The 13,846-nt window shown below is 70.9% G+C and carries 10 protein-coding genes and 1 pseudogene; 5 read left to right on the top strand and 6 right to left on the bottom strand.

The window, feature by feature from the left end; translation table 11 throughout:
- Positions 1–11 precede the first annotated feature (11 nt).
- The 3 genes and pseudogenes from HDC93_RS31365 to HDC93_RS31375 form a co-directional block, all read right to left on the bottom strand.
- Positions 12–659: a superoxide dismutase gene (locus tag HDC93_RS31365; protein WP_185014217.1), complete on the bottom strand. Its 648-nt coding sequence runs from the start codon at positions 657–659 to the stop codon at positions 12–14.
- A 134-nt stretch (positions 660–793) separates the two neighbouring features.
- Positions 794–2,176 carry an amino acid permease gene (locus HDC93_RS31370; protein WP_185014218.1) on the bottom strand — a complete coding sequence of 461 codons (1,383 nt, stop codon included), beginning with the start codon at positions 2,174–2,176 and terminating at the stop codon, positions 794–796.
- A gap of 90 nt (positions 2,177–2,266) precedes the next feature.
- Positions 2,267–2,742 (bottom strand): annotated as a pseudogene (locus tag HDC93_RS31375) (TauD/TfdA dioxygenase family protein); the annotation flags it as partial.
- A 255-nt stretch (positions 2,743–2,997) separates the two neighbouring features.
- On the opposite strand from HDC93_RS31375, the gene HDC93_RS31380 reads away from it, so the two are divergent.
- Entirely contained in the window at positions 2,998–3,618 is a 621-nt protein-coding gene (locus HDC93_RS31380) for a biotin transporter BioY (protein WP_260419858.1), read from the top strand.
- An 84-nt stretch (positions 3,619–3,702) separates the two neighbouring features.
- Here the strand turns inward: HDC93_RS31380 and HDC93_RS31385 are convergent, their stop codons facing one another.
- On the bottom strand, positions 3,703–4,428 hold the full coding sequence (locus HDC93_RS31385; protein WP_185014219.1) for a hypothetical protein: 726 nt from the start codon (positions 4,426–4,428) through the stop codon (positions 3,703–3,705).
- 242 nt (positions 4,429–4,670) lie between these two features.
- Between HDC93_RS31385 and HDC93_RS31390 the strand changes: the two genes are divergently transcribed.
- A complete protein-coding gene (locus HDC93_RS31390) occupies positions 4,671–6,812 on the top strand; it encodes a protein kinase domain-containing protein (RefSeq protein WP_398987124.1) in 2,142 nt (713 codons plus the stop codon).
- A 94-nt stretch (positions 6,813–6,906) separates the two neighbouring features.
- Here the strand turns inward: HDC93_RS31390 and HDC93_RS31395 are convergent, their stop codons facing one another.
- Positions 6,907–8,397, bottom strand: coding sequence for an amino acid permease (locus HDC93_RS31395; RefSeq protein ID WP_185014221.1), 1,491 nt, complete (start codon positions 8,395–8,397; stop codon positions 6,907–6,909).
- Between the two features lie 277 nt (positions 8,398–8,674).
- Between HDC93_RS31395 and HDC93_RS31400 the strand changes: the two genes are divergently transcribed.
- Together HDC93_RS31400 and HDC93_RS31405 are read left to right on the top strand one after the other, a co-directional pair.
- A complete protein-coding gene (locus HDC93_RS31400) occupies positions 8,675–9,160 on the top strand; it encodes a ribose-5-phosphate isomerase (protein WP_185014222.1) in 486 nt (161 codons plus the stop codon).
- Positions 9,161–10,251: 1,091 nt separating this feature from the next.
- Positions 10,252–11,061 carry an Fpg/Nei family DNA glycosylase gene (locus HDC93_RS31405; RefSeq protein ID WP_185014223.1) on the top strand — a complete coding sequence of 270 codons (810 nt, stop codon included), beginning with the start codon at positions 10,252–10,254 and terminating at the stop codon, positions 11,059–11,061.
- A gap of 58 nt (positions 11,062–11,119) precedes the next feature.
- Here HDC93_RS31405 and HDC93_RS31410 read toward each other — a convergent pair whose 3' ends face one another.
- On the bottom strand, positions 11,120–12,370 hold the full coding sequence (locus HDC93_RS31410) for a GNAT family N-acetyltransferase (protein WP_185014224.1): 1,251 nt from the start codon (positions 12,368–12,370) through the stop codon (positions 11,120–11,122).
- 163 nt (positions 12,371–12,533) lie between these two features.
- Here HDC93_RS31410 and HDC93_RS31415 point away from each other — a divergent pair, with 163 nt between their 5' ends.
- Positions 12,534–13,712 (top strand): PP2C family protein-serine/threonine phosphatase, encoded by a 1,179-nt coding sequence (locus HDC93_RS31415; RefSeq protein ID WP_185014225.1) that lies wholly within the window; start codon positions 12,534–12,536, stop codon positions 13,710–13,712.
- Positions 13,713–13,846 lie beyond the last annotated feature (134 nt).

The following is a 13,846-nucleotide window of genomic DNA, read 5'->3' on the forward strand; positions in this document are numbered from 1 at the left end:
GCGGGCCGTCGTCACGGCGCCAGCAGCAGCACGTCCGTGCGGGACTTGGCGGCCGCGTAACGGCGCGCCACGTCCTGCCAGTTGACGACCTGCCACATCGCCTCGATGAAGTCCACCTTCTGGTTCTTGTACTGCAGGTAGAAGGCGTGCTCCCAGGCGTCGAAGACCAGGATCGGCGTGGCGCCCTGGCCGACGTTGCCCTGGTGGTCGTAGACCTGCTCCACGATCAGCCGCCCGCTCAGCGGCTCGTGGGCGAGCACACCCCAGCCCGAACCCTGCGTGGTCGCGGAGGCCTTGGTCAGCTGGGCCTTGAATCCGGCGAACGACCCGAACGACTCCACGATGGCGTCGGCGAGCTCCCCCACACCGTCGGCGGCCAGCGGCTCACCGCCACCGTCCTTCGGGCCGGTCATGTTCTGCCAGTAGATGCTGTGCAGGATGTGCCCGGACAGGTGGAAGGCCAGGTTCTTTTCCAGCCCGTTGACCGCCCCCCAGGTCTCCTTGTCCCGCGCCTCGGCAAGCTGCTCCAGCGTGTCGTTGGCGCCCTTCACATAGGCGGCGTGGTGCTTGTCGTGATGCAGCTCGATGATCTCGGGGCTGATCACGGGGGCGAGCGCGGAGTAGTCGTAGGGCAGTTCAGGCAGCGTGTAGACGGGCATGGGCGGGATCCCCTCCGGACCTCTTATTGCAATTGTCTTGCAACTGCACGCTAGCAGCAGGAACGGGTCGACGGGTGGCCCGGGAGCGCAAAAGGCCCCCGCGTGTGTCGCGGGGGCCTTCGGCGGTGGATCTCCTACTGCTTGGCGCGGGCCTTCTGCCACCCGTACCCGACGGCCGCCAGGACGAGGATCATCCCGCCCGTCGAGTACAGCTGCGCCCGCGTGTCCGGCTCCCGGGCCATCAGGACGAAGACCGCGGCCATGCCGGCCAGGGCGACCCAGGTCAGCCAGGGGAACGCCCACATGCGCACGGCCAGCTTCTCGGGTGCCTCACGCTCCAGACGGCGGCGCAGGCGCAGCTGGGAGACGGCGATGAAGATCCAGACGACCAGGATGACCGCGCCGATCATGTTCAGCAGCCAGGCGAAGACGTCGTCAGGCCGCCAGTAGCTCAGCAGCACGCACAGGAACCCGAAGACGGAGGACGCCAGCACGGCGATCCGAGGCACTCCGCCCGAGACCCGGCCCAGCCCCTTGGGGCCCTGGCCGCGGTCGACGAGGGAGTAGGCGATGCGGGAGGCGCCGTAGATGTTGGCGTTCATGGCGGACAGCAGGGCGACCAGGACGACCACGTTCATCAGCTGGCCGGCGCCCGGGATGCCGAGCTCGTCGAGGGCGGCGACGTACGGGCCCTTCTCCACGACCTCCTTGGAGTCCCACGGCACCAGCGTGACGATGACGGCCATCGAGCCGATGTAGAACAGCGCGATGCGCCACATCGCCGTGCGGACCGCGGTCGCGACGCCCTTGACCGGGTTCTCCGACTCGGCCGCCGCGATGGTGACCGTCTCCAGGCCGCCGTAGGCGAAGACCGACGCGAGCAGGCCGATGACCAGGCCCTCACCGCCGTTCGGCATGAAGTCCGTGAGGTGGCTCGCGCCGGGGGAGTCCGTGCCGGGCAGGATCCCGAGGATCGCCAGGACGCCGAGCACCAGGAACAGGGTGATCGCGCCGACCTTCAGCGCCGCGAACCAGAACTCGAACTCGCCGAAGTTCTTCACGGCCGCGAGGTTCGTGCAGCAGAAGACGACCATGAACAGCGCGACCCACGCCCACTCGGGCGTCCCCGGCAGCCAGCCGCTGACGATCTTCGCGGCGCCGATGCCCTCCAGGCCGACGGCCGTGCACAGCAGCACCCAGAAGGACCAGCCGGCGGTGAATCCGGCCCAGGGGCCGATCGCCCGCTCCGCGTGTGCCGAGAACGACCCCGACGACGGATACGCGGCCGACATCTCGCCGAGCATCCGCATCACCAGCATCACGAGGACACCGGAGAGGGCGTAGGCGACCACGATGGACGGGCCGGCCGCGGCGATACCGGCGCCGGAACCGACGAACAGACCGGCTCCGATCACCCCGCCGAGGGCGATCATCGACAGGTGGCGCTGCTTCAGGCCGTGAGACAGGGAGGTGTCGTCCGTGCTGGACGGGGTCCCCGTGGTGGTGCTGCTGGGCATGGGCGCGGCTCGTCCTATGCGTGAGAGGCGTACGAGGGCAAAACGCCGCCAGTCTCGGATGCCTCTCCGCTCACACGAAGAGGCATCCCACTATCCGGACAGTCGCGTCGCTCTGTGTGGCAGGGCGGCGACCGGTGAGTAGTGCGAGGCGTCACCTTCGATGACGTAGCTCTCCTTGCCCTCGATTCCCACGGGGATGTCCCCGGCCACGGTCACCAGGTGCAGGCGCCGGGGCCGGCCGTCGTAGTTGTCGACGGCGTAGTGCTGGGTGATGCGGGTGCCGAACAGGACGAGCTGGTTCGGCGACCAGCGGTGGCGCAGGGTGTTCTCCCCGGCCGGGTGACGTAGGCCTGGAGCAGGTCGAGGATCTTGCGGGACTCGCCGGGCGGCCTGCTCCTCGTCGACGTCCTCCTCCGGGACGGCGTTGTCGTCGCCGTTGGTGTGCTCGGCCCACAGAGTGTCGGCGAGGTTCCGCAGCGACTCCGGCAGGTTGCGGCGGGCGGCGGCCGGGCCGGCGGTCAGCGTCTTCCGCGGGGCGGAACGGTGATGCTGCGCAGGCTGGTGGACGGCGACCGACGGGCGAGACGACCGCCCCGGCGCCTTTGGGGGAACCCTACAGAGGCCCGGTTTCCCGCTCCCGTGTCGCACGGCACCCCATCACCGTGACCGGCATCACGCCTGACTCGCTGTAACCTGCATCCTTTGTCTGAAGCCGACCAACGGCCGGTCCCGGCCTTTGTGGACGGCTGACGGTGATCGGGGCGAGGGCGCTGGGATAGCGTCACCGTGTCCCGACCGGCCCTCACCCTCGCGGAGTCCCCATGAGCACCGCTGCCGCCACACCCGCCCTCCCCCAAGAGCTCGACTCCGCTCGTTCAGGGGGGACCCCCATCGGACAGGTCCTCGCCGACCTGCTCCCTGCCTCCCGAGTCCGGGACGCGGCCCTCGTGCTCGGCGGCGCCGCGCTCACCGGCCTCGCCGCCCAGATCTCCGTGCCCGTGCCGGGCTCCCCGGTGCCGGTGACCGGCCAGACCTTCGCCGCGCTGCTCGTCGGCACGTCCCTCGGCGCCGGCCGCGGCTTCCTGGCGCTCGCGCTGTACGCCGTGGCGGGCATCGCGGGCGTGCCGTGGTTCGCGCAGGGCACCTCGGGCGTCGCCCCCTCCTTCGGCTACATCCTCGGCATGATCCTCGCCTCCACCGTCGTCGGCGCCCTGGCCCGCCGCGGCGCCGACCGCTCGGTGCTGCGCACGGCCGGCGCGATGCTGGTGGGCGAGGCGATCATCTACGCCGTCGGCGTGCCCTACCTGGCCCTCGCCACCGGCATGTCCGCCACCGCCGCGATCGCGGCCGGCCTCACGCCGTTCCTCATCGGCGACGCGCTGAAGGCCGCGCTGGCGATGGGCGTCCTGCCGACGGCCTGGAAGTTCGCGAACAAGCGCTGACGCCGCAGGCGTTGCGGAGAGGCCCGCCGGGGGCGAACGCCCCCGGCGGGCCTCTCCGCGTACGAGACGCGACAGGGGGCCGGTTCAGCCCTCCTGAGCCCCTGGCCGCCGCCGCTGCGACCACCACATTCCGGCCACGCCCGCCGCGAGCAGCGACGCACCGGCCGCCCCCAGCGGCAGCAGATCACGGGCGGGACCGGTCTTCGGCAGTTCCTTCCCGCCCGGGCCCGCCGGCTCGTTGTCGGTACCGAGCAGCAGGGGCGTGGCCGGGGCGTCCGGCGACGGGTTGCTCGTGCCGAACGGCACCGGACCCTGCTGCCAGAAGGTCTTCTTCCCGTCGCTCGTCTGCACGGGCAGACAGATCTTCCCGGTCTTGCCGAGGTCGAACGTCGCGTCGACGGCGTACGACTTCGACTTACCCGCCGCGAGATTGTCGATCGGGCATGCGAATCCGCTGTTCGAATCCTCCGGAAGTCCCTTCTCGGGTATCGCCGAACACCCCTCGACACCCTTGACGGCCAGCCCGTCGAAACCGACGACCAACAGCCGGATCTTCCCGCTGTCCTTGCTCCCCTCGTTCTTCACCGTGGCGGTAATCGCCGTCTTTTCAAAATCGTTGTCGACCGAGATCTTCCCGGGCAGCGTCGTCGTGAGCTTCACCCCGGCCGGCGCCGCGTCAACCGCCTTTCCCCCCTTGCCGCTTGCGGGTCCTTCGTCCTCCGCCCCGGCCGTGCCGGAAAGGATCAACACCGCCGAGAAAGTTGCCATGACCAGCGATCCGGCGACCGCTGTCGTACGACGAGAACTCATGTTCGCCCCCCCTTGCGTCCCCCTGGGCTGCGCCTGAATTCGCAGCACTGAAAGAGGTACCACAAGATTTCACCGCACTATCCTGGTACGGCGCGAAGTGTGACCGTTGTGTTTCACTGGAGTCGGTCGCGGCGTCGTGGAGGGGGTGCAGCGGATTGCCGGGGAATGCGAACAGTGGCGGTGTTCCAGGGATATTGGTGACGGGACGCTATCGGTTGGTCGAAAGTATCGGTCAGGGGGGAATGGGGCGGGTGTGGCGAGCCGCCGACGAAATACTCGACCGGCAGGTCGCCGTCAAGGAAATGCGGATCGGCGGTCTCGACGCGGAGGACAGCAGGACCCGCCGCGAACGGACGCTGCGCGAGGCCAGGGCCACGGCCCGGATCGACCATCCCAACGTCGTCCGGGTCTACGACGTGGTCGACGAAGGCGAACGCCTGTGGATCGTCATGGAGTTGGTGGTGGGCCGCTCCCTCGAACGGATCCTCGCGGAGTCGGGCCCGCTGAGCCCCGGCGAGACGGCCCGCATCGGACTCGGTCTGGTCGCGGCGCTACGACAGGTGCATGAACGCGGCGTACTGCACCGTGACATCAAGCCCGGAAACGTGCTCGTGGAACACGCGGACGGGGTGGCCGGATCCGTACGCGGCAACGGCAACGGTTCCGGCCACGGTCGACGCGTCGTCCTGACCGACTTCGGCATCGCCGCGATGCAGGACGCCAAGGCGCTCACGATGGTCGGCATGCTGGTCGGCTCGCCCGACTACATGGCCCCCGAGCGCATCTCCGGCCGTCCCCAGGGCCCGCCGTCCGACATCTGGTCCCTGGGCGCGACCCTCTGCGCGGCCCTGGGCGGCCGCTCCCCGTTCTCCCGCGACACCACACTGGCGACCCTGCACGCGGTTCTGTACGAGGAGCCCGAACTCCCCGCCGCGTCGGGCCCGTTGCGGGACATCCTGACGTCCTTGCTGGCGAAGGAACCGTCGGCCCGCCCGGACCTGGAGGCGTTGGAAACGGCGCTGGAGCCGGTGGCGTATCCGGCGCCGACACCCACGGTCGCGGTGGGGCTGCGGGATGCGGAACCGGGGCGGGAGGAGGAGCCGCAACCTGTGCGGCAGGAGGAGCCGGAAGCGGTGCGGCAGGAGGAGCCGGAAGCGGTGCGGCAGGAGGAGCCGGAACCTGTGCGGCAGGAGGAGCCGGAACCTGTGCGGCAGGAGGAGCCGGAAGCGGTGCGGCAGGAGGAGCCGGAAGTGGTGCGGCAGGAGGAGCCGCAACCGGAGCTCGTGCCGGACGACGAGTGCGCCCCGCGCCCGGAGCCCACACTCGCCCTCGACCCGGAAACCCTCGGAGGGCGACAACCGCTCCCCGGGCCCCGGTCGAGGGCGTCCGTCTCCGCACCCCCGAGGGAGACACCCACCCCCGCACACCTCCCGGCTCCCCTTCCCACGGCGCCACCCGACCCTCGCCGTGCCGCCCCCGCCCTGGACCCGCACCACCCCATCGCCCGCACACCCGCCACACCCCTCACACCCACCGAACCCGGGGAATCCGCCGCGAAAGTCCCGTCGACGCCGGCCCGTTCCGGAGGCCGGGCCGACGGCACCACCCACCCCCCGAGCCCCGTCTCCCTCACCCGCGCCCAGGCGGAGACCGAGCGCCGCCCCCGCCCCGCACCCCTGCCGATGCCGCCCGGCGAACTCCCCGGGCCGCCCGCCCCGGCAACGCCCCGCTCCCGCCCCCGTCGCCGTTCGGTGCTCACCGCCGCGGCGGCCACCCTCGCCACGGCCGGCACGGTCGTGGGAATCCTGCTGGCCACCTCATCGGGACCGCCGGGCGAGGACGACACCCCCCGCGCGGGCTCCTCGGCATCCGCACCCGCCACGACCGGAGACACCACCGAGGACGCCACGGACGACACCACCCCCTCGCCCACCGTCGAGGGCACCGCCAGGCCGCAGAACCCGCCGCCCGGCACGCACCGGGAGGCGGGCGGGTTCGCCTGGGCGACGCCCGACGGCTGGCGACGGGATGTGAAGACGGGGGCGGAGGTGCACTACACCTCCCCGGACGGGTCCCAGGAGCTGGTCGGCAAGTCCTCCCTGGCCCGCGGCGACCTGCTGGAGACCTGGCAGACCTCGGAGCGCAACGCCCACCAGGGCCAGGACTACCGCAAGATCCGCCTGGAGGAGACGACGTTTCGCGGTCACCCGGCGGTGGTCTGGGAGTACACGTTCACGCTGAAGGGCGTCCACTGGCACGCCCGGCTGCTCGGCTTCAACGTGACCGGCACGTCGTACCAGGTCAACACGTGGTACCGGGAGGAGATCGAGCAGGAGGCGCTCGCCACCTACGAGAAGGTCACGGACAGTTTCACGGTGCTGTAGGCACCGCGGCAGGCAAAGGAAAGGGGCCTGCGGCGCGTGCCGATGCACGCACCACAGGCCCCCGTTCACGACGAACGGCGAGCGGCCGGAGGGATCAGCCGGCCGACACCTCGTCGCGTTCCTCACTATGAACCTGCGGGGCGTCGGCGGCCGGACGGCCCCCACGCACCCCCTTCTTCACGAAGGCGATGACGAGCACCACCGCCGCGACGAGCAGCGACAGCAGGATGGTCTGGCGTCCGTCGTGCTCGGTGTCGGTGAGCATGTAGCCGAGGATGAACACGATCAGCGCGGCAGTCGCCCAGGTCAGGTACGGGTACAGCCACATCTTCACGACGAGCTTCTCGGGCGCCTCGGCCTTGATGATCTTCCGCATGCGCAGCTGGGAGAAGCAGATCACCAGCCACACGAACAGGGCGACCGCGCCGCTGGAGTTCACGAGGAAGAGGAAGACGGAGTCCGGGAACTTGTAGTTGAAGAAGACGGCCACGAAGCCGAAGGCGACGGAGGCCAGGATCGCCGTGCGCGGCACGCCGTTGGAGGTCGTGCGGGCGAAGGCCTTCGGCGCGTCGCCACGCTGGCCGAGGGAGAAGGCCATGCGGGAGGCGGTGTACAGGCCGGAGTTGAGACAGGACAGCACCGACGTCAGCACGATGAAGTTCATGATCTGACCGGCGTGCGCGATGCCGAGCGAGTCGAGCGCGGCGACGTAGGAGCCGTCCTTGGTGATGGACTTGCTGTCCCAGGGGAGCAGGCACACGACGACGGCGATCGAGCCGAGGTAGAAGACGGCGACACGCCAGATGATGCTGTTGGTCGCCTTGGTGACGGCCTGCCGCGGGTTCTCCGACTCACCGGCGGCCAGGGTGGCGATCTCGCTGCCCATGAAGGAGAAGACGACGAGCAGCACACCGGTGAGGATGGCGCCGGCCCCGTTCGGCAGGAAGCCGCCGTGCGCGGTGAGGTTGCTCAGCCCGGCCTGCTCGCTGTCCACACCCGGCAGCAGCCCGAACACGGCCAGCCCGCCGACGACGATGAACGCGGCGATGGCGACGACCTTGATGCCCGCGAACCAGAACTCGAACTCACCGTACGAGCCGACGGAGACCAGGTTGGTGGCGGTCAGCACCAGCATCACGATCAGGGCCCAGCCCCACTGCGGCACGGCCGGTATCCAGCCCTCCAGGATCACCGCACCGGCGGTCGCCTCGACGGCCAGCACGACGACCCAGAAGAACCAGTACAGCCAGCCGATGGAGAAACCGGCCCAGGACCCGAGGGCCCGGTCGGCGTGCGCGGAGAAGGAACCCGAGGTCGGGTTGGCGGCCGACATCTCACCGAGCATCCGCATCACCAGCACCACGAGCGTGCCGACGAGGGCGTACGACAGCAGGATGCCGGGCCCGGCGGTGGCGATACCGGAGCTGGACCCGACGAAGAGTCCGGCGCCGATGACACCGCCGATGGCGATCATCGAAAGATGCCGGTTCTTGAGCCCGGCCTGCAGTCCGGAGCCCTCGGCTCCGGGTTCTCCGGGCCCTCCGGGTTCGTTTCCGGTCTTGTTCATGGTCGGCTGCGAGGTCATGGAACGGATTTCCTTTGCGCCGGGAGCTGTACTTCCGTACGAACCGAGCGAGCCGCACGAAAGGGGTGTTTCGCGGCATGCCGGTGTACGGGGGGCTCGCACGAGCGGTGTACGAGCCGGTCCAGTGAATCGGAGGCGAACGATTAGGAGAACCTCTGAATCCAGATTGTTACTTGAGGTTTTCCTGAGGTTCAGTAATGCGGCTCACATTCGTCCATGGTTTTCCTGAGCGCCACCCCGCGCGCTTTCCCCGAAACACCCGTGTCACACTCGTCCCATGCGCGTGTACCTCGGCTCGGACCATGCGGGCTACGAACTCAAGAACCACCTCGTCGAGTGGCTGAAGGCGGCGGGTCACGACCCCGTCGACTGCGGCCCGCACATCTACGACGCCCAGGACGACTACCCGCCCTTCTGTCTCCGGGCGGCGGAGCGCACGGCCGCGGACCCCGACGCCCTCGGCGTCGTCATCGGCGGCTCGGGCAACGGCGAGCAGATCGCCGCGAACAAGGTCAAGGGCGTCCGTGCGGCCCTCGCGTGGAGCGAGGAGACGGCGTCCCTGGGCCGCCAGCACAACAACGCGAACGTCGTCGCGGTGGGCGCGCGCATGCACTCGCAGGACGAGGCGACGAAGTTCGTGGAGACGTTCCTCGCCACGCCGTTCTCCGGTGACGAACGTCACATCCGCCGCATCGACATGCTGGCGTCCTACGAAACGACCGGCGACCTCCCCCCGATCCCGCCGCACCACCCGCAGCAGTAGCCCTCCGGGCACCCCGTGCCGCCGGGACCGCGCCCCGGGGCTGCCCGACCCCGAGGGGCCGGGCGGTCGGGTTTCCCGCCGCGTCGCCCGCGGGGCTGGAACCCCGAGCCGCGCGGCCGGGAGCCGGGCCCGGGGCCCCGGGGCCCGACGTCCGAGCCGAACTCGGGACGGAGTCCCGCCCCCCCAGCAGGGCCGGTCCTCTGCCGTCTGTGGAGGGCGTGGTCCTGCGGGGGATCGAGTCCGAAGCTCTGCGGGGTCCGAGTCCGAAGCTCTGCGGGGTCCGAGTCCGGCGCTCTGCGGGGGCCGATGTCCGGAGCCTTGCGGGGTTCGAGTCCGGAGCCTTGTGGGGTTCGAGTCCGGAGCCTTGACGGCCGTGGGGGCGAGGCCTGCGGGGGTTCGGGTTGGGGCGGCCCTGTGGGGGTTCAGGGGGAGGCCTTGCGGGGGTTCGGGAGGAGGCTCTGCGGGGTCCCGGGTCCGGAGCCTTGTGCGGCCGTGGGGGCGAGGCCTGCGGGGGTTCGGGTTGGGGCGGCCCTGTGGGGGTTCAGGGGGAGGCCTTGCGGGGGTTCGGGAGGAGAGGCTCTGCGGGGTCCCGAGTCCGGAGCCTTGTGCGGCCGTGGGGGCGAGGCCTGCGGGGGTTCGGGTTGAGGCCCTGTGGGGGTTCAAGGGGAAGCCCTGCGGGGATCCGGGAGGAAGCCCTGCGGGGATCCGGGAGGAAGCCCTGCGGGGATCCGCGAGGAAGCCCTGCGGGGGTTGGGGCCGAAGCCCCGTGGGGGTTCGGGGGCGTAGCCCCCGCAAGGGGTGCAGGGGACGCAGTCCCCGCCGGGGCCGGGGGCGGAGCCCACGATCTTTTCGACCTCGGCTTCTTGGAATACCGATTCGGGTGGGTGGGCGGGCAAGGCCCCGCCGGGGCCCGGGGCGGAGCCCCGGATCCTTTCGGCCTCGGCTTCTTGGGGAACCGAGTCGGGCGGGCGGGCGGGCAAGGCCCCGCCGGGGCCCGGGGCGGAGCCCCGGATCCTTTCGGCCTCGGCTTCTTGGGGAACCGAGTCGGGCGGGCGGGTGGGCAAAAAGGGCAACGATCACAGGGAGAACCCGTGCCGGAAGGCCACACCATCCACCGCCTCGCCCAGGACTACGCCGCCGCCTTCCTCGGCACGAAACCCCGCACCACCAGCCCCCAGGGCAAGTTCACACCCGCCGCCGCCCTCCTCACCGGCACGGAACTCACCCACACCGAAGCCCATGGCAAGCACCTCTTCCTCGGCTTCCGCGACACCGACTGGGTCCACATCCACCTCGGCCTCTTCGGCAAGGTCACCTTCGGCCCGGCCCCCGAACCGCCCCCCACCGACACCGTCCGCCTCCGCGTGGCGAACGACACCACCTACGTGGACCTCCGGGGCCCCACGACCTGCGCCCTCATCACGCCCCCGGAGAAGCAGGCGATACACGACCGCCTCGGCCCCGACCCCCTCCGCGACGACGCCGACCCGGACACCGCGTACCGCCGCATCTCCCGCAGCCGTACGACGATCGCCGCCCTCCTCATGGACCAGAAGGTCATCGCCGGCGTCGGAAACGTCTACCGCGCGGAGGTCCTCTTCCGGCACCGCATCGACCCGTACCGCGCCGGCAAGGACATCACCCCCACCGAGTGGCACGCGATCTGGACCGACCTCGTCGACCTCATGCACGAGGGCGTCCGCGACAACCGCATCGACACCGTCCGCCCGGAGCACACGCCGGAGGCGATGGGCCGCCCGCCCCGCGTGGACGACCACGGCGGCGAGGTGTACGTCTACCGCAGGGCCAACCTGCCCTGCCACATCTGCGGCGGCGAGATCCGCACCGCCGATCTCGCCGCCCGCAACCTCTTCTGGTGCCCGGCCTGCCAGCGCCCTTGAAGCCCCGGGTGCCGGCGTCCCTGAGAAGGCCCGGGCGCCCGCGAAAGAGACCCGGGCGTCAGAACCCGTGCGGCAGCCACGGCGGCACACCCGCTCCGAACCCGAGCGACGCCTCCGCCAGCGCTCCCGGCCGAAGCTCCCGCACCCGCCCGGCCGCCCCCAGCGCGGCCAGCGACACGCCCCCGAGATACGCCGCACCCAACTCCCGTACCGACAGGGCGACATCCGCCGCATCCGCCGTACGCTCGCACGACGCGCCCTTCGCGTCCCCGCTGAGCCGCCAGCGCCCGGCGTTCCAGGGGCAGAACGCGTCCTCCACCTCGAACACCACATCCACCGGCGTCTGATACGTCCGTGCCGCCAGCGCGGCCCCCACCTCCACCGGCCGCACGTACAGCGAGTCCCGCACCCGCGGATGGCACCTCCGCGGGTCGGTCACCAGGTACTGCCACGCGTCGTCCACCGGACGGCTCCGCACGGTGACCTTCGACGTCAGGTCGATCCCGAACAGGAACCGCCACAACGCCGCGTCCGCCGTGGGGTCCAGCCCCGCCAACTCCTCCACGATCACCGTGCCGTTGGACCCGGACGGCTCCCACTCGGGCTTGACGCGGTACCGCGCGTACCCCACCGTCTCCCCGTCCCGTTCGGCGAGCACGCACTGCAGGGGCGACGCCCCCTCCCGCTCGCCCGCCGGATCGAGCACCCCGAGCCGCTCCCAGCCGGGCTGCCGGGCCAGCATCCCGGGCCGTACCGGAACCAGCCGGGCGTACACCGCCTCGCACACGTCGAGCACATCGGCCGGCACCGCGTACCGCACCCGTACGTCATCCGTACCGTCCGGCACCGACAGCCCGACCCGGGTCGTGTCGATCTCGGCGGTCAGCGACAGGGTCGCGTTGCCATAGCCGAAGCGCCCGTAGATCGCGGGCTCGGACGCGGTGAGCACGGCCAGCGGCTCACCCCAGGCGCGTACGTCGTCCAGCTGCCGCCGCATCATCGACGTCAGCAGGCCGCGCCGGCGATGCGTGGCGGCCACGCTGACCATTGTGACGCCCGCCACCGGCAGGGACGCCCCGCCGGGCACGGTCAGCCGGAAGCTGAACGCCCCGGCCGTCCCCACGCACTCGTCCCCGTCCCAGGCACCGAGCGAACGGTCGAACTCGGTCAGCGAGTTCCACAACTCCCGCTCCTCGGCGGACTCCGGCACCCCTCCGAAGCTTCGGAGCAGGGTGTTGTACCACTTGTCCCAATCGTCCTTCCGGAGGACCCGCAAGTCGGGCGAAAGGCCGTTCGCGTCAGTTCCCATGAGCCATGCCTATCAGGGCAATGCGGGACGAGCGAGGGAATTTTCTCCCGGGGGGCGGCAGGGCCGCGCGCTGTGAAGTTCACTGTGAAGTCGGCCCTCGGACGGGGGACAAGTGGGACCTCCCGTGCCAAGCGGCTGGTCCGATGGATAGGGTCCCGAACTAATGGCATCAGGACGAGAGCGGCGTGCGGAAGCCGAGACGTTCACGGCCCGGTTGAGGAAGCGGTGGCACCGGGTCCGCGTCGGCGTGCGCCGCGCCGCCGTGGACTACTTCCGCGGCAACGGCTCGGACTGGATCGCCCTGGCCGGTCTGCTCCTGATGGTTCCCGTGATCGCGTCGGCGACACTGGCCAACTCGGTGTGGTTCTCACCGGCCGCACTGGTCCTGCCCGTCGTCGTGGGCGGCCTGCTGCTGCGCCCGGCCAGCCTGCTCGGCCTGTACGCGGCGGCGGCCACGGCGCTGATCGTGGAGTCGGTGCGGCTCGGCCCGTACACGGAGGGCCCGTCGAGGGTCACTCCGGGCGTCGTGCTCGTGGTCGCGGCCTGCGGCTTCTTCGGACTGCTCCTGGCCCAGTTCCGCAGCCGGGTCGGTGTGCCCTGGCGGCGCGGCGGCACCATGCTCTTCGACCTGCGCGAGCGCATCCGGGTGCAGAGCAAGCTGCCCGACCTGCCGGACGGCTGGCACCGGGAGATGGCCCTGCGCCCGGCGGGCGGCCAGTCCTTCTCGGGCGACTTCGTGGTCGCGGCACGCACCAACGGCGGCCGTACGCTCGAGGCCGTCCTCACCGACGTCTCCGGCAAGGGCATGGACGCGGGCTCCCGCGCCCTGCTGCTGTCCGGCGCGTTCGGCGGCCTGCTCGGCTCCCTCCCGCCGCACGCCTTCCTCCCGGCCGCCAACGGCTACCTCCTGCGCCAGGACTGGGACGAGGGCTTCGCCACCTCCATCCACCTGGTCCTCGACCTGGACTCGGGCGACTATGAGCTCTACTCCGCGGGCCACCCGCCGGGCCTCCAGCTCAGCGCCGGCAGCGGCCGCTGGGAGGAGAAGACCGCCGAGGGCCCGCTCCTCGGGGTGTACGACGGCGCACAGTTCGACCCGGTAAAGGGCTCACTGCGGCCCGGTGACGTGCTGATGCTGTTCACGGACGGCCTGGTGGAGACCTCCGACCGCGACATCGTCGAGGGCATCGACCGTCTCACCGGCGAGGCCGACCGCTATGTGGCCGGCGGCTTCCACGGCGCCGCTTGGCACCTCATCGAGGCGGTGGCCAAGGACGTCAACGACGACCGGGCCCTGCTGCTGATCTGCCGAGAGGGCCCGACGGCCACCGCGACCCGCTGAGGTGGGGTTTTCCCCAGGTGGGTTCGGCGGTCGTCCTCATGGCCCGGCCACCCTCCATCTCCGTACGTTCGAGACACACCGGCGCATCGGTGCGAACGACTCGGATCCGGGAGGACACACATGCTCGCCGGGTA

This window comes from Streptomyces sp. AK010 (assembly GCF_014207295.1).
Lineage (GTDB): Bacteria > Actinomycetota > Actinomycetes > Streptomycetales > Streptomycetaceae > Streptomyces > Streptomyces massasporeus.

Coding starts and splice junctions, on each gene's coding strand:
- HDC93_RS31385 (WP_185014219.1), bottom strand. CDS start 4,428: ATGAGTTCTCGTCGTACGACAGCGGTCGCCGGATCGCTGGTCATGGCA.
- HDC93_RS31410 (WP_185014224.1), bottom strand. CDS start 12,370: ATGGGAACTGACGCGAACGGCCTTTCGCCCGACTTGCGGGTCCTCCGG.
- HDC93_RS31370 (WP_185014218.1), bottom strand. CDS start 2,176: ATGCCCAGCAGCACCACCACGGGGACCCCGTCCAGCACGGACGACACC.
- HDC93_RS31400 (WP_185014222.1), top strand. CDS start 8,675: ATGCGCGTGTACCTCGGCTCGGACCATGCGGGCTACGAACTCAAGAAC.
- HDC93_RS31380 (WP_260419858.1), top strand. CDS start 2,998: ATGAGCACCGCTGCCGCCACACCCGCCCTCCCCCAAGAGCTCGACTCC.
- HDC93_RS31395 (WP_185014221.1), bottom strand. CDS start 8,397: ATGACCTCGCAGCCGACCATGAACAAGACCGGAAACGAACCCGGAGGG.
- HDC93_RS31390 (WP_398987124.1), top strand. CDS start 4,671: ATGGGGCGGGTGTGGCGAGCCGCCGACGAAATACTCGACCGGCAGGTC.
- HDC93_RS31365 (WP_185014217.1), bottom strand. CDS start 659: ATGCCCGTCTACACGCTGCCTGAACTGCCCTACGACTACTCCGCGCTC.
- HDC93_RS31415 (WP_185014225.1), top strand. CDS start 12,534: ATGGCATCAGGACGAGAGCGGCGTGCGGAAGCCGAGACGTTCACGGCC.